The organism is Salmonella sp. SAL00653 (assembly GCF_046552515.1).
GTDB lineage: Bacteria > Pseudomonadota > Gammaproteobacteria > Enterobacterales > Enterobacteriaceae > Salmonella > Salmonella enterica.
In genome coordinates this window covers 99957-114099 of the sequence record NZ_JBGDTY010000010.1, presented here as the reverse complement: position 1 = coordinate 114099, position 14143 = coordinate 99957, and the positions used below count along the sequence as shown (strand labels likewise).

The following is a 14143-nucleotide window of genomic DNA, read 5'->3' as shown; positions in this document are numbered from 1 at the left end:
GGAATGCCCGATAGCGCACGCTTATCAGGCCATACCGTTAATAAATTACTTACCGCTTTTCACCTTCGTCCATGCGCGGGTGCGGACGCGATCAATCTTCGGCTCCTGCACTTTCAGGGTAAACAACTTGGCCCGCACATCCGCCGGCGGATAAATTCCCGGGTTATCGCGCACCTGCTGGCTGACCAGCGCCGTCGCCTCTTTATTCGCATTGGCGTAGAAAACGTGATCGGAAATATGGGCAATCACATCAGGGCGCAGCAGATAATTAAGGAACTGGTAGGCCTCGTCTTTATTTTTGGCGTCAGCCGGCATGGCAAACACATCAAAAAACGCCATTGCCCCCTCTTTGGGGATCGAGAAAGAGATATTGACGCCATTTTTCGCCTCTTTCGCTCGGTTAGCGGCCTGCCAGACATCGCCCGCCCAGCCGATGGCCACACAGGTATCGCCATTAGCCAGATCGTTAATGTATTGCGAGGAGTGGAAATAGCGAATGTTTGGCCGTAGCTTCAACAACAGATCGGTTGCCGGGCCGGTGTAGTCATCCGCTTTGCTGCTATTCGGATCTTTACCCAGATAGTTCAGCACGGTGGCAAAAATTTCTTCAGGCGCATCAAGGAAAGAGACACCGCAGCTTTTTAGCTTCTCCAGATTTTCCGGCTTGAGGACTAAATCCCAGCTATTCACTGGCGCATCATCCCCCAGCACCGCTTTCACTTTATCAACGTTATAGCCAATGCCCGTCGTGGCCCACATATAGGGCATGGCGTATTTGTTGTCAGGATCGTGCTTCGCTACCAGTTTCAACAGTTCAGGATCGAGGTTTTTCCAGCCGGGAAGTTTGCTTTTATCCAGCGGCTGAAAAACGCCCGCGGTGAGCTGGCGCTCAAGAAAACTGGCCGATGGCACCACCAGATCGAACCCGGTGCTGCCTGCCATTAACTTGCCTTCCAGCACTTCGTTAGAGTCAAAGACATCATAGATAACGTTAATCCCGGTCTCTTTTTCAAAGTTCGCCACCGTGTCCGGCGCGATATAATCTGACCAGTTATAAATGTGCAGCGTTTTTTGTTCGGCAGCGAGCGTGCCGACAGAGACGACCATCAGAGCACCCGCAACCAGACCCGATAGCCATTTTTTCTTTAAGGCGGTCATCATCGCTTTCCTTCTGAAATCCGTTAACAAATGAACCCATTAGGCGTGGTTTAAAACATGCCTGAAATGTGCATACCTTTTCATTTGATACAAATGAAGAAGAGAGGTCACCCTCCCTGCCATCAAGCTCGCTATAGAAGCTTCGCAAGAATAACTTTAGCTAAGGTTCGAGGCTATAGCCCAGATTAAAAAACGCCTTTTATCAATTTTTTATGCAGGTTTTGTCTATGTGATAAAGCGAAATGGTCAGAAAGGAGGTGAATAATTCTTTAAATAAAGGTTAACGGCAGCATAAAAAAACGTAAACAGCAGCCGCGCTGGCAGCGACTGCCTGATTATCGGGAGGGATCAGTGAAGAAAATGGTCAACCGCGCTGTTTTTTTGCGCGTCTTCTTCCGCGTTAAACAGAAGCTGATGCGCCCCGGCCTCAAGGATCACCATAGAAATCTGCTCTTCACTTTGGCGAACAAACCATTCGAACTGTTCGTAGGTGACTCCTTGCATAACGGATAAAGACTGGCACACAACCAGTTTTGGTAGATTATCATCCTGCATATCGAGAAAGGCTTTTACCGTCAACGAACTGGCGTTGATAGCAGAGAGATCGGCCGCCAGCGGCAGCAACGCGGAAGGCCTGACCTCCGCCATCGCGGAAAAAAGAATGGTGTTGTCCACCAAATCGATTTTAGCATCGTAGACGCCGTCAAAATTCTGCATATGCGGCAAATGCAGCGCCTGGCAGGTATCACATTCGAAGAAATTCATGCCCAGGTCGTCGAGCCATTGACGCAACGTATCCAGAGTGGGAACGACCAGTGATATCATAATAATGTGCTACCTCTTACGATGACGATGAAAAAATTACCGACACAGCTTACGCAAAAAGCGTGCTTCGTACTACGGCGGAATCCACGATTGCGATTAGCCGCCGATTTTAAGGCAAAATTCAGGCGTAGCGTGACGTTCTATCCACTGAATCATTCGCCCCGCGATATCCACGCCCGTAGTCTTTTCGATACCTTCCAGTCCCGGCGAGGCATTCACCTCCATCACCAGCGGCCCGCGCGCGGCGCGTAAAATATCGACACCCGCCACATCCAGCCCCAGCGTCTGTGCGGCTTTGATGGCGATATCCCGTTCACGGGGCGTGATCGTCGCGATGCTGGCCACCCCGCCACGATGAAGATTGGAGCGAAAATCACCGGCTTTCGCGCACCGCTCAATCGCCGCCACAACCTCATTGCCGACGACCAGACAACGAATATCGCATCCTTTAGCTTCGGCAATGTATTCCTGAACCAGGATATGGGCATTGAGCCCCCGAAACGCATCAATAACGCTTTCAGCAGCCTGACGCGTCTCCGCCAATACCACGCCGATCCCTTGCGTGCCTTCTACCAGCTTCACGACCAGCGGCGCCCCGCCAACCATCTTAATAAGATCGCTGGTATCATCCGGCGAATGGGCGATCCCGGTAATGGGAAGATCGATCCCCTGGCGCGCCAGAAGTTGTAGCGATCGCAGCTTATCGCGCGCGCGGGTAATAGCGACGGATTCATTCAGCGGATAGCTACCCAGTAGCTCAAACTGACGTAGCGCAGCGGTACCATAAAAGGTAATGGCCGAACCAATACGGGGAATAACGGCGTCAAAATGGGGCAGACGACGCCCCTTGTAATGGATCGACGACGCAGCCGGATTAATATTCATATAGCAGGAAAGAGGATCGAGTATCTCGACCAGATGGCCGCGCCGCATCGCCGCTTCGCGCAGACGTTTGCAAGAATAGAGCGTTCCATCCCTGGACAATATGGCAATTTTCACCCTGCACCTCGCTGAAAACCCTGAAAAGCCCGCGTATCATACACTGGCCCGCAGGTTTTAGCGCGTCGCCCAGCCCTGTTTATGCAAATATTCAAGGATAAATGGGCGATTTTCTTTAATCAGGGTGCGACGGATATGATCGCTCCAGGTATCGCGTCGCGTATTACTGCCGCGGGTCAGATAATACTCAGCCAACTGCTCGTCATAGAGCGCCAGCAGCTTTTCATCAAGCGGTTGATACTGGTTCTCATGAACCACAAGCTCGGCAGGCAGGCGCGGTTTCAGATCCGGATTATCCGCAGGCCATCCCAAACACAGGCCAAAGAGCGGCAATACATGCTTCGGCAATTTTAATAGTTCGGTAACAGACTCAATATTGTTACGGATGCCGCCGATATACACGCCGCCTAACCCCAGTGATTCCGCCGCCGTCAGCGCGTTTTGCCCCATCATCGCCGTATCGACGACACCGAGCAGCAGTTGTTCGGCAAGCCCCAACTGCGCGTCAGGACAGATCTGCAAATGACGATTAAAATCGGCGCAAAATACCCAGAACTCAGCGGCCTGCGCCACATGCTTTTGCCCGCCCGTCAGGGGCACTAACGCCTCGCGCAGCGCCCGATCGGTAATACGGATAATAGAACTGCACTGTAAAAAACTGGAACTGGACGTGCTGCGCGCGGCGGCAATAATGGCCTCTCGCTGCGCGTCAGTCACGGGTTCATCGGTGAAATGGCGAATAGAACGATGGCCACAAAGAAGTTCAATGGTCGGACTCATTATGCTTTTCTCTATCTGAACGGGAAGAAATGTCGGGTGGACGTTTCATCAACTGCGGCGCCAGTAACTGCGCAATACGCCACATCATCGCCACCGCGGCGGGGAGGATCAACACGACGCCCAGGAAAACCATCAATACGCCAGCCAGCGGCGTATTGAACGGCGCGGGCAGCGTAAGGTAATGATTAAGCGATAGCAGAGCAAACGCCAGCAAAATCATACCGAGGTATTCCAGTATCAGTACGCTTTTGGGTAACACGCCAATCGTGCGCATATCAAGCCTCCCGGTTAACTGACGCACAGTGTAGAACGTTCTGGTCCGGCGTGCTTAACAGATATAGCCCTGGGTTATCAAAGGAACAGGCGTAACCTGCTTTTCATCTGCCGTAAATCGCGGCATGATAACACCTGTTCGCCGTCTGGCTTTATGTTCGAGGAGAGATATGTTTACTGTTATTTTTGGCCGCCCAGGGTGCCCTTATTGCGTGCGTGCAAAAGAGTTGGCGGAAAAACTGAGCAAAGAACGCGACGATTTTAACTACCGCTATATTGATATCCATGCTGAAGGCATTACTAAAGCGGATTTGGAAAAAACCGTAGGTAAACCTGTAGAAACCGTACCGCAGATTTTTGTCGATCAAAAACATATCGGCGGCTGTACGGATTTTGAAGCATGGGCAAAAGAAAATCTGAATCTTTTCGCCTGATTGCTCTGGCAACGCCCTCTACCGGAGGGCGCTATCGGCGTTTTTTTCGCCGGTGGCTAAACAGGCTGCTAATAAACAAATAGCAGAGCGCGCCTAACGCACACCAGAATACGGCGCTAAATAACCACGCCACTTCTTGCCAAAACGATCGGGTAGGCATAAATACCACGCGCATTAACACCAGGCAAAACGGCGCCGCCAGCATCGCCCCGATCAGCGGTCGGATCACCTCGCGTCGGTGAGAACAAAAACTGGCCACCGCACCAGGCAACGTAAAAAATAACAGTCCAATCTCAGGATGCCCTGCCGCGCGAAAAGCGCCTTGTACATGCATAGTTAATGAAAGACACACCACAATAAAGAGTACAAAGCAGCAGACAACGCTTGCCCACCCGTGTTTATGTTTCAATCGTTCCTCCTGACACTCTCTATCGAACACGCTTTCCGCCGTGAGGCATCCAGTCAGATAAAGTCATGTGGCATTCCATGCCAAAAACACACCTGCACGATTCTTATAGCCGTTAGTACGCAATAAGATTAAACTAGCAGGATATATTGTTGTGTTGTTTTTATTTGGATGCTGTATGCAATACGATTGCACCCTTAATTCATGATAAAAACAGTAGCGTAAATTACCATTTCTTTCAACAGCTTACTCGTAAACAAGAAGTTAGTCTCCGTGAATATAAACATCTCAGATTTGTTAAATGGGAATTACATCCTGTTATTATTTGTGGTCCTGGCTCTTGGCCTGTGTCTTGGCAAGTTACGTCTGGGTTCAGTCCAACTTGGTAATTCCATTGGCGTTTTAGTGGTCTCTCTATTATTAGGGCAGCAACACTTTAGTATTAACACCGACGCGCTAAATCTGGGATTTATGCTGTTTATTTTTTGTGTCGGCGTCGAGGCTGGCCCCAACTTTTTTTCGATTTTTTTTCGCGACGGTAAAAATTATCTGATGCTTGCCCTGGTCATGGTCGGTAGCGCTCTGCTAATCGCCTTAGGCCTTGGTAAGCTATTCGGCTGGGATATCGGCCTGACGGCCGGTATGCTGGCCGGCTCAATGACCTCCACGCCCGTGCTGGTTGGCGCAGGCGATACCCTGCGACATTCCGGCATCGCCAGCACCCAACTCTCCTCCGCTCTTGATAATCTGAGCCTGGGCTATGCCCTGACCTATCTGATTGGCTTGGTCAGTCTGATCGTGGGCGCGCGCTACTTGCCTAAACTACAGCATCAGGATTTGCAAACCAGCGCCCAGCAAATTGCTCGCGAGCGCGGTCTGGATACCGATGCTAATCGCAAGGTTTATTTGCCGGTTATCCGCGCCTATCGGGTTGGCCCGGAATTGGTGGCCTGGACTGACGGCAAAAACCTGCGCGAGCTGGGTATTTACCGCCAGACAGGCTGCTATATCGAACGTATTCGCCGTAACGGTATTCTGGCGAACCCGGATGGCGATGCGGTGCTGCAAATGGGCGATGAGATTGCGCTGGTCGGCTATCCGGACGCGCACGCCAGGCTCGATCCCAGCTTCCGTAATGGTAAGGAAGTGTTTGATCGCGATCTGCTTGATATGCGCATCGTGACGGAAGAAATTGTGGTGAAAAACCACAATGCGGTCGGTCGCCGCCTCGCTCAGCTCAAGCTGACCGATCATGGCTGCTTCCTTAATCGCGTCATCCGCAGCCAGATCGAAATGCCTATCGACGATAACGTCGTGCTGAATAAAGGCGACGTGTTACAGGTGAGCGGCGACGCCAGACGCGTAAAAACCATCGCCGATCGCATTGGTTTTATTTCGATCCATAGTCAGGTGACGGACCTGCTCGCCTTCTGCGCTTTTTTTATCATCGGGTTAATGATCGGGATGATTACCTTCCAGTTCAGCAATTTTAGTTTCGGCATCGGCAACGCGGCCGGATTGCTGTTCGCCGGGATCATGCTCGGTTTCCTGCGCGCTAACCATCCTACCTTTGGTTATATTCCGCAGGGCGCGCTTAACATGGTGAAAGAATTCGGCTTGATGGTATTTATGGCAGGCGTTGGTTTAAGCGCCGGCAGCGGTATCAACAACGGTCTGGGCGCGGTCGGCGGACAAATGCTGATCGCCGGGCTTGTCGTCAGCCTGGTACCGGTGGTGATCTGCTTCTTGTTTGGCGCTTATGTGCTGCGCATGAACCGGGCGCTGCTGTTCGGTGCCATGATGGGCGCGCGTACCTGCGCCCCGGCGATGGAAATCATTAGCGATACGGCGCGCAGTAATATTCCAGCGCTGGGTTATGCGGGGACTTACGCCATCGCCAACGTTCTGCTAACGCTGGCGGGGACGCTTATTGTCATCATCTGGCCGGAGTTAGGATAAAACTGAAGTTTGCCTTTAAGTGAAAAAATTTTGCCAATAGGTCGAACTTTTCGTTAAAGCATCAGTCATACCTATTGCCACTGCTTTTCTTTGATGTCCCCATTTTGTGGAGCCCATCAACCCCGCCATTTCGGTTCAAGGTTGGTGGGTTTTTTGTTGCCTGACGCAGAGTGACACGACATTGACTCTCCGGCGATTCGCTTTACCATCTGTAAAATCGCTTCACGCGCCAGCGGCGTTCGATCCGTTACAAAATGCAGCGTCATCCCCTCGATAAACGCATCCAGCGCGCGGGCGGTCTGTGCGTCAAACCACTGCGCCAGCGTATTCTGGCTACGCTGCATCCAGTTTTGCATGACTATTTTTAACGCTGGCTTATCGCTGGCATAGGCATATAACTGATACATTAACGCCATATTATCCGGCGTCGTAACCTGCGAGCCGTAAATCATTTCCGTTATCGCCTGGCACGCCCCCTCCGCATCCGTCACCTGCGCAAAAAAGTCCTGGTATTGACGCGACATGTTCTCGGTGAAAAGTGTAAAGGCTTCACTCAATAACGCATCCATACCGGCAAAATAGTAGGTCATCGAGCCAAGCGGTACCTGAGCGATAGCGGCGATTTTCCGGTGCGTCACGGCATGAACGCCATAGGTCTTTACCGCTTCCAGTGTGGCCTGAATTATTTTTTCCCGTCGCTTAGGATCATTGGCGCGTCTTACGGCATTTTCTTTCATGATGAGTTCCACATCTCATTCAGGATGCAGGCGATAGTAGCCTGCCGCTTACGCTGAAAAAACAGACAGCAAAAACTGTCTGCACAACGAAGTATGACGACGATATGTACAAATGTACACAAGCTTGCTAATGTTTACCTCTCGCTTCTATTTTCTGGCCTGACGCTATGACCGTCCTCTCCTCACGTAACGCCTTAAAACGCCGTACCTGGGCGCTGTTTATGTTCTTCTTTTTACCCGGACTGCTGATGGCCTCCTGGGCAACCCGAACGCCTGCTATTCGGGATATTCTTTCCGTCTCTACCGCGGAAATGGGGGCGGTCTTATTCGGGCTTTCTATCGGTTCAATGAGCGGTATTCTTTGTTCCGCCTGGCTGGTGAAACGATTTGGCACCCGGAAGGTTATTCGCACGACGATGACCTGCGCAGTAGGCGGGATGGTTATTCTTAGCGTCGCGCTGTGGTGCGCCTCGCCGCTGATTTTTGCCCTTGGATTAGCCGTTTTCGGCGCCAGTTTTGGCGCCGCCGAAGTGGCGATTAATGTCGAAGGCGCGGCGGTCGAACGCGAGCTGAATAAAACCGTTCTGCCGATGATGCATGGTTTTTACAGTTTCGGCACGCTGGCGGGCGCTGGTGTCGGCATGGCGTTAACCGCATTAAGCGTCCCGGCTAACATCCATATCATCCTCGCGGCTGCCGTGGCGATCGCGCCCATTTTCATCGCCATTCGGGCGATCCCTGACGGTACGGGTAAAAACGCATCGGAAGATTCTCACCTTCAGGAAAAAGGATTACCTTTTTATCGGGACATCCAGCTTTTGCTTATTGGCGTGGTGGTGCTGGCAATGGCATTCGCCGAAGGATCTGCGAATGACTGGCTACCGCTACTGATGGTAGACGGACACGGTTTTAGCCCAACCTCCGGCTCTCTGATCTACGCCGGTTTCACGCTTGGTATGACCGTTGGCCGCTTTACCGGCGGCTGGTTTATTGACCGCTATAGCCGGGTGACGGTTGTTCGCGCCAGCGCGTTGATGGGAGCGCTGGGCATTGGCCTGATTATTTTTGTCGATAGCGACTGGGTCGCCGGCGTCTCGGTCATTCTTTGGGGCTTAGGCGCTTCGCTCGGCTTCCCGCTGACCATTTCCGCCGCCAGCGATACCGGTCCCGACGCGCCGACGCGCGTGAGCGTTGTCGCCACGACCGGCTATCTGGCGTTTTTGGTCGGGCCGCCGCTGTTGGGCTATCTGGGAGAGCATTATGGATTACGCAGCGCCATGATGGTTGTGCTGGCGCTGGTTATTCTGGCGGCGCTGGTGGCGAAGGCCGTCGCCAAACCTGTATCGACTCCGCAACCGGTGATGGAGCATAACGCATGAGTATCAAATTAATCGCCGTCGACATGGACGGCACGTTTCTGAGCGATCAAAAAACCTATAACCGTGACCGGTTTATGGCGCAGTACCAACAAATGAAGCGGCAAGGCATTCGCTTTGTCGTGGCCAGCGGCAACCAGTATTACCAGTTAATCTCCTTCTTTCCGGAAATTGCGCACGAAATCGCTTTTGTCGCGGAAAACGGCGGCTGGGTGGTCAGCGAAGGCGAGGATATTTTTAACGGCGAGCTGACAAAAGCAGACTTCCAGGCGGTTGTCGAACACCTGCTCACACGCGCCGATGTGGAGATCATCGCCTGTGGAAAAAACAGCGCCTACACGCTGAAACGCTACGACGATGCGTTAAAAGCCGTTGCGGCAATGTATTATCATCGTCTGGAGTTTGTGGATAATTTCAACAACATCAGCGATGTTTTTTTCAAATTCGGCCTTAATATTACCGATGAACGGATACCGGAAGTACAGGCGGCGCTGCACGACGCCATTGGCGATATCATGGTCCCCGTTCATACCGGCTATGGCAGTATTGATTTAATAATTCCCGGCGTGCATAAAGCCAACGGCCTGCGTCTGTTACAGCAGCGCTGGGGCATTCATGATAGTGAAGTGGTGGTATTCGGCGACGGCGGCAACGATATTGAGATGCTGCGTCAGGCCGGGTTTAGTTTTGCCATGTCGCACGCCAGCGAAGCGGTCGCGGCGGCGGCGAAATACCGCGCCGGATCGAACAATCAGGAAGGCGTGCTGGATATCATCGACAGCGTATTAAACAACGAGCCGCCGTTCAACGTCTAGCGGATGCCTCTCTACGCCTGATAACAGAAAGCTTATCAGGCGTAGCCGCTCTCTCAGACTGTTTGCAAATTCCCCGTCCGCTTATCTTTTAAGAAGACCAGCATCAGCAGTAGCCAAAGAATACCGTTTGCCAGATTAAACAGGCTAAATAGCCCATTGCCGCCACTTAACCAGGCGTGTTTACTGACTTCAATGCCAACGGTAAAAATCAGCATTTGTAGCATTCCCATCGCCGCCGAGACCGTTCCTTTACTCATATCGCTGGAAAAGAGCGTCAGACGCACCAGTCCGGCATTCGCCAGCCCAATGCCAAAAGCGTATACGCTTAATCCCGCCGTCATCCATAAATAAGCATGGGATGAAACCACCGTCGCCGCCGCGGTGATGATCAGCCCCGCGACGATAGGCCAGCCGCCCATCACGATCAGCGAGCGAACCGTACGTCGGGAGGTTAAACGCGCCAACACCAGATTACCGGCAATGAGCGCGCCAAAAACGGGCACCTGCAGCAAACCATATTCATAGCTGCTGAGCTGTTCGCCGCTAATGATGATAATCGGCGACTGCGCAATCCAGGCCAACAGCGGCAGGCTGACAAATCCCAGCGCTAACGCCCCTGCGACGAACCGCCGATTTTTTATCACCAGCCGATAATCCCGGCCAAGCGCCTTAAATGACAGCGTTTCGCCCCGCCGCGTGGCGGTCTCCGGCATTGCGCGCTGTAGCCCGAAAAAGGCGATAGCGGCCAGTGCGGCAAATAAAATAAACATCCCCTCCCACGGCAGAACATGCACCCATGCCGCCCCAACCAGTGGTCCCAGTAGCGGCGAGATTAACGCCACGTTCGCCATCAGCGCGGTAATTTTTATACACACCGCCTCCTCAAAGGATTCCTGAATCGCGGCATACCCTACAGCGCCGATAAAACACAGGCTAATCCCTTGCAAAAAACGCAGGAATGTAAATTGTTCGATGTTTTTCGCCAGTAACGTCGCCAGGCAGGTGACAATAAACCACACGACGCCCGCCAGCATCACGGGACGACGGCCAATCCGGTCAGACAACGGGCCAAGCAGCCATTGTAAGAACATACCGCCTGCCAGATAAGCGGTCATGGACGTCGGAACCCAGTCCAGGCCCGCCTGATACTGCTCAACCACCGCCAGCATACCCGGCTGGATCATGTCGTTGCCAATATAAGTAGAAAATTCGTACAGCACCAGACAGAGAGGAAAAAGTAGCGCCTGACGTCCTAGCCTGCCGCCTGATTGTAAACGATTCTGCATACCATCTCTTCGCCAATAAAAACCGCGCAGAGTGTAATGAAAGTCGGGGAACTGAGATAGCGAATTATGAGGCTGCAAGGGAAATAGCGCACATTTTTACAGAAAGCCGCTTAGCGCTTACGTACTTTAAGGTTAATTTAAGTTTGCGCCGTTATCATCAACGTTATTTTATGCCATTGTCTTAAATCTCTTCATGTTGCCGCCAAATAAGACAATACTGCTTTTACTCCCTGTTACGCTGCATTTATGCTCAGTTTGCACGGGGATGAGCTGGCTATCCCTTTTGATTTCATTGCTCCGAGCCTGGATGTTATGCTGGAAAACCTTAACAACTCGCTGTTTTATTTTATTAACGCCACGCCTGATTCCGCGCAGTGGACAATTTCGCTCGCTATCTTTATCGCCAAAGATGTCATCAACATTGTCCCGCTCTTAGCCGTGGTACTCTGGCTGTGGGGCCCCCGCGATCGGGTCTGCGCTCAGCGCCAGCTGATCGTTAAAATCGGCATCGCGCTGATTATCAGTCTGGCGGTCTCCTGGACAATGGGACACCTTTTCCCGCACGACCGTCCGTTTGTCGATCATATCGGCTATAACTTCCTGCATCATGCCGCCGATGACTCGTTCCCCAGCGATCACGGTACGGTGATTTTTACCTTTGCGCTGGCGTTTTTGTTCTGGCACCGCCTCTGGTCAGGCATCGTGATGATGGCGATAGCCATTACCATCGCCTGGTCGCGCGTCTATCTCGGCGTACACTGGCCGTTAGATATGATTGGCGCGCTGCTGGTAGCGATGCTTGGCTGCCTGAGCGCACAGCTGATCTGGCAATGGTACGGCGCGCCGCTCTACCAGGCGCTGCAACGTTGTTACCGTTTCTGTTTCGCATTGCCCATTCGAAAAGGCTGGGTACGTGACTAAACAGCGAAAAAAAGAGTAATATTAAGCGCTCTGTATGGTGCGGAGCGCTTATTTAACTCTCCAGGGGAACTATGGAAACGCGACGCGACGAGCGTATTGGTCAATTGCTGCAGGCCTTAAAACGCAGCGATAAACTTCATCTTAAAGAAGCCGCGACCCTGTTGGGCGTCTCTGAAATGACCATTCGTCGCGACCTGAACCATAAAAGCGCGCCTGTCGTGTTGCTGGGCGGCTATATCGTACTGGAGCCCCGCAGCGCCAGCCATTATCTGTTAAGCGATCAAAAATCTCGTCTGGTGGAAGAAAAACGCCGAGCCGCTCAGTTGGCTGCGGGCCTGGTACAAGCCCATCAGACGGTATTTATTGACTGTGGCACCACCACGCCGTGGATCATTGAAGCCATTGATAATGACCTTCCCTTTACGGCGGTGTGCTATTCACTTAATACCTTTCTGGCGCTGCAGGACAAACCCCATTGCCGCGCCATCCTCAGCGGCGGGGAGTTTCACGCCAGCAACGCCATTTTCAAACCGCTTGATTTCCATGAAACGTTAAACAATATTTGTCCGGATATCGCGTTTTATTCCGCCGCTGGCGTTCATACCAGTAAAGGCGCTACCTGCTTTAATCTGGAAGAGCTGCCGGTAAAACATTGGGCAATGACAATGGCACAGTGCCATGTACTGGTGGTGGATCACAGTAAATTCGGCAAGGTACGTCCGGCGCGGATGGGGGAATTATCACGCTTTGATACGATTATCAGCGACCGCCGTCCCGATGAGGCCTTTGTGGCCTACGCTAAAGCGCAACAAATTACTCTGATGTATTAACCGCCCGTAGCCGGATGCGACGCGCACCCGGCTACGGAGTTATTTTACGAGAACCAACTGCCAAACCACTGATGGAGTTTCATCAGCACAAAATCCCACATCCGGCTGAAAAATCCCCCCTCCTCGACGTTTTCCATCACCATTAACGGGCGTTGCTCAATGGATTTTCCGTTAAGCTGGAAATCGATGGTGCCGACAACCTGCCCTTTCTTCAACGGCGCCGTGAGCTGTGGTTCGTTCAACGTAAAGCTGGCCTTCAGGTTTTTAAGCTGCCCACGCGGAATCGTCACAGACCCCGCATCGCCCGCCCCCAAATTGACCTCACACTTATCGCCAAACCAGACTCGTTGCGTCACGAATGTCGCGTCAGGTTTAATCGGCGTGACCGTTTCAAAGAAGCGGAAACCCCAGGTCAGCAGTTTTTCTGACTCATTAAAACGAATACGGTCCGTTTTCGCCCCCAGCACGACAGAGATCAGGCGCATATCGCCCTGGGTGGCGGAGGCGACAAGGTTATATCCAGCCCCTGCCGTTGTCCCCGTTTTCATGCCGTCGACATGCAGATTGGTGCTCCACAACAGGCGGTTGCGGTTCGGTTGACGAATATTATTAAAAGTAAATTCTTTTTCTTTATGAATGGCGTATTCGTCAGGCACATCGTGAATCAAGGCCTTGCCGAGCAACGCCATATCGCGAGCGGTACTGAACTGCCCTGGCGCATCAAGACCGTGTACCGTCTGGAAGGTTGTATTGGTTAACCCCAGTCGTTTCGCATAGGCGTTCATCAGGCCGATAAAGGACTCCTGGCTTCCGGCGACGTAGTCGGCAAGCGCGATACAGGCATCGTTACCTGACTGAATGATGATGCCTTTATTAAGATCCGCAACCGACACCTGATCGCCTGGCTTCAGAAACATCACCGACGACCCACGTAGCGCCGGGTTCCCCGTCGCCCAGGCATCTTTGCCCACCGTCACCATATCGGTCAGCTTGATTTTCCCTGCCTTCAGCGCCTGGCCCACCACGTAGCTGGTCATAATTTTTGTCAAACTGGCAGGGTCGAGTTTCTCATCGGCGTTGCCTTCCGCCAGTACTTTACCGCTGGCGTAATCCATTAAGATCCAGGCTCGCGCATCAACGCCCGGCGGCGCGATCGTTTGTTCCTCTGCCTTTACAGGCGAAGCGAAAAGGAATAAGAGAACCGAACCTGCCGCGAGGCTACGAAGGGAAGAAGCGTATTGCGTCATAGTACCACCCGAGTATCCATTCCAAAAACACACGTCACACCACCGTGTAATAAGTGCGGTGAGTAATAACGCACTCACGACGTTAAAGAAACCGTAA

The 14143-nt window shown here is 52.4% G+C and carries 15 protein-coding genes; 6 read left to right on the top strand and 9 right to left on the bottom strand.

The window, feature by feature from the left end; genetic code table 11:
* Positions 1-45 precede the first annotated feature (45 nt).
* The 5 genes from potF to ACLJRU_RS13295 all read right to left on the bottom strand — a co-directional run bounded on the left by potF (position 46) and on the right by ACLJRU_RS13295 (position 4036).
* On the bottom strand, positions 46-1158 hold the full coding sequence (gene potF, locus ACLJRU_RS13315) for a spermidine/putrescine ABC transporter substrate-binding protein PotF (protein ID WP_000125769.1): 1113 nt from the start codon (positions 1156-1158) through the stop codon (positions 46-48).
* A gap of 348 nt (positions 1159-1506) precedes the next feature.
* Positions 1507-1983, bottom strand: a complete 477-nt coding sequence (locus ACLJRU_RS13310; RefSeq protein WP_000624809.1) for a YbjN domain-containing protein — start codon at positions 1981-1983, stop codon at positions 1507-1509.
* A 96-nt stretch (positions 1984-2079) separates the two neighbouring features.
* Positions 2080-2982 (bottom strand): 30S ribosomal protein S6--L-glutamate ligase, encoded by a 903-nt coding sequence (gene rimK, locus ACLJRU_RS13305; RefSeq protein ID WP_000684361.1) that lies wholly within the window; start codon positions 2980-2982, stop codon positions 2080-2082.
* 57 nt (positions 2983-3039) lie between these two features.
* Positions 3040-3762 (bottom strand): nitroreductase NfsA, encoded by a 723-nt coding sequence (gene nfsA, locus ACLJRU_RS13300; protein WP_000075298.1) that lies wholly within the window; start codon positions 3760-3762, stop codon positions 3040-3042.
* Positions 3746-4036, bottom strand: coding sequence for a YbjC family protein (locus ACLJRU_RS13295; protein WP_001259135.1), 291 nt, complete (start codon positions 4034-4036; stop codon positions 3746-3748). Before ACLJRU_RS13295 ends, nfsA begins: the two co-directional genes overlap by 17 nt.
* Positions 4037-4205: 169 nt before the next feature.
* Here ACLJRU_RS13295 and ACLJRU_RS13290 point away from each other — a divergent pair, with 169 nt between their 5' ends.
* Complete coding sequence (locus ACLJRU_RS13290; RefSeq protein WP_000495513.1) at positions 4206-4469, top strand: GrxA family glutaredoxin; 264 nt, start codon at positions 4206-4208, stop codon at positions 4467-4469.
* A 31-nt stretch (positions 4470-4500) separates the two neighbouring features.
* Here ACLJRU_RS13290 and ACLJRU_RS13285 read toward each other — a convergent pair whose 3' ends face one another.
* Complete coding sequence (locus ACLJRU_RS13285) at positions 4501-4878, bottom strand: inner membrane protein YbjM (protein ID WP_038393965.1); 378 nt, start codon at positions 4876-4878, stop codon at positions 4501-4503.
* Positions 4879-5148: 270 nt separating this feature from the next.
* On the opposite strand from ACLJRU_RS13285, the gene ACLJRU_RS13280 reads away from it, so the two are divergent.
* Entirely contained in the window at positions 5149-6834 is a 1686-nt protein-coding gene (locus ACLJRU_RS13280) for an aspartate:alanine antiporter (RefSeq protein WP_023234764.1), read from the top strand.
* Positions 6835-6950: 116 nt separating this feature from the next.
* Here ACLJRU_RS13280 and ACLJRU_RS13275 read toward each other — a convergent pair whose 3' ends face one another.
* Positions 6951-7571, bottom strand: coding sequence for a TetR/AcrR family transcriptional regulator (locus tag ACLJRU_RS13275; RefSeq protein ID WP_000661873.1), 621 nt, complete (start codon positions 7569-7571; stop codon positions 6951-6953).
* 167 nt (positions 7572-7738) lie between these two features.
* Here ACLJRU_RS13275 and ACLJRU_RS13270 point away from each other — a divergent pair, with 167 nt between their 5' ends.
* Both ACLJRU_RS13270 and ACLJRU_RS13265 read left to right on the top strand, forming a co-directional pair.
* Positions 7739-8950 (top strand): MFS transporter, encoded by a 1212-nt coding sequence (locus tag ACLJRU_RS13270; RefSeq protein WP_000217420.1) that lies wholly within the window; start codon positions 7739-7741, stop codon positions 8948-8950.
* Positions 8947-9762: a Cof-type HAD-IIB family hydrolase gene (locus ACLJRU_RS13265; RefSeq protein WP_000023548.1), complete on the top strand. Its 816-nt coding sequence runs from the start codon at positions 8947-8949 to the stop codon at positions 9760-9762. The genes ACLJRU_RS13270 and ACLJRU_RS13265 overlap by 4 nt, the downstream gene beginning before the upstream one ends.
* A gap of 53 nt (positions 9763-9815) precedes the next feature.
* Here the strand turns inward: ACLJRU_RS13265 and ACLJRU_RS13260 are convergent, their stop codons facing one another.
* Complete coding sequence (locus ACLJRU_RS13260; protein WP_001539578.1) at positions 9816-11048, bottom strand: MFS transporter; 1233 nt, start codon at positions 11046-11048, stop codon at positions 9816-9818.
* 312 nt (positions 11049-11360) lie between these two features.
* On the opposite strand from ACLJRU_RS13260, the gene ybjG reads away from it, so the two are divergent.
* Together ybjG and deoR are read left to right on the top strand one after the other, a co-directional pair.
* Entirely contained in the window at positions 11361-11969 is a 609-nt protein-coding gene (gene ybjG, locus ACLJRU_RS13255; RefSeq protein WP_001531378.1) for an undecaprenyl-diphosphate phosphatase, read from the top strand.
* A 71-nt stretch (positions 11970-12040) separates the two neighbouring features.
* Positions 12041-12799 carry a DNA-binding transcriptional repressor DeoR gene (gene deoR / locus ACLJRU_RS13250; protein WP_000450103.1) on the top strand — a complete coding sequence of 253 codons (759 nt, stop codon included), beginning with the start codon at positions 12041-12043 and terminating at the stop codon, positions 12797-12799.
* 44 nt (positions 12800-12843) lie between these two features.
* On the opposite strand, the gene dacC is transcribed toward deoR, so the two are convergent.
* Positions 12844-14046, bottom strand: a complete 1203-nt coding sequence (gene dacC / locus ACLJRU_RS13245; RefSeq protein ID WP_023234762.1) for a serine-type D-Ala-D-Ala carboxypeptidase — start codon at positions 14044-14046, stop codon at positions 12844-12846.
* Positions 14047-14143 lie beyond the last annotated feature (97 nt).

Coding starts and splice junctions, on each gene's coding strand:
- deoR (WP_000450103.1), top strand. CDS start 12,041: ATGGAAACGCGACGCGACGAGCGTATTGGTCAATTGCTGCAGGCCTTA.
- ACLJRU_RS13295 (WP_001259135.1), bottom strand. CDS start 4,036: ATGCGCACGATTGGCGTGTTACCCAAAAGCGTACTGATACTGGAATAC.
- ACLJRU_RS13260 (WP_001539578.1), bottom strand. CDS start 11,048: ATGCAGAATCGTTTACAATCAGGCGGCAGGCTAGGACGTCAGGCGCTA.
- nfsA (WP_000075298.1), bottom strand. CDS start 3,762: ATGAGTCCGACCATTGAACTTCTTTGTGGCCATCGTTCTATTCGCCAT.
- ybjG (WP_001531378.1), top strand. CDS start 11,361: ATGCTGGAAAACCTTAACAACTCGCTGTTTTATTTTATTAACGCCACG.
- ACLJRU_RS13310 (WP_000624809.1), bottom strand. CDS start 1,983: ATGATATCACTGGTCGTTCCCACTCTGGATACGTTGCGTCAATGGCTC.
- ACLJRU_RS13270 (WP_000217420.1), top strand. CDS start 7,739: ATGACCGTCCTCTCCTCACGTAACGCCTTAAAACGCCGTACCTGGGCG.
- potF (WP_000125769.1), bottom strand. CDS start 1,158: ATGACCGCCTTAAAGAAAAAATGGCTATCGGGTCTGGTTGCGGGTGCT.
- ACLJRU_RS13275 (WP_000661873.1), bottom strand. CDS start 7,571: ATGAAAGAAAATGCCGTAAGACGCGCCAATGATCCTAAGCGACGGGAA.
- ACLJRU_RS13290 (WP_000495513.1), top strand. CDS start 4,206: ATGTTTACTGTTATTTTTGGCCGCCCAGGGTGCCCTTATTGCGTGCGT.
- dacC (WP_023234762.1), bottom strand. CDS start 14,046: ATGACGCAATACGCTTCTTCCCTTCGTAGCCTCGCGGCAGGTTCGGTT.
- ACLJRU_RS13265 (WP_000023548.1), top strand. CDS start 8,947: ATGAGTATCAAATTAATCGCCGTCGACATGGACGGCACGTTTCTGAGC.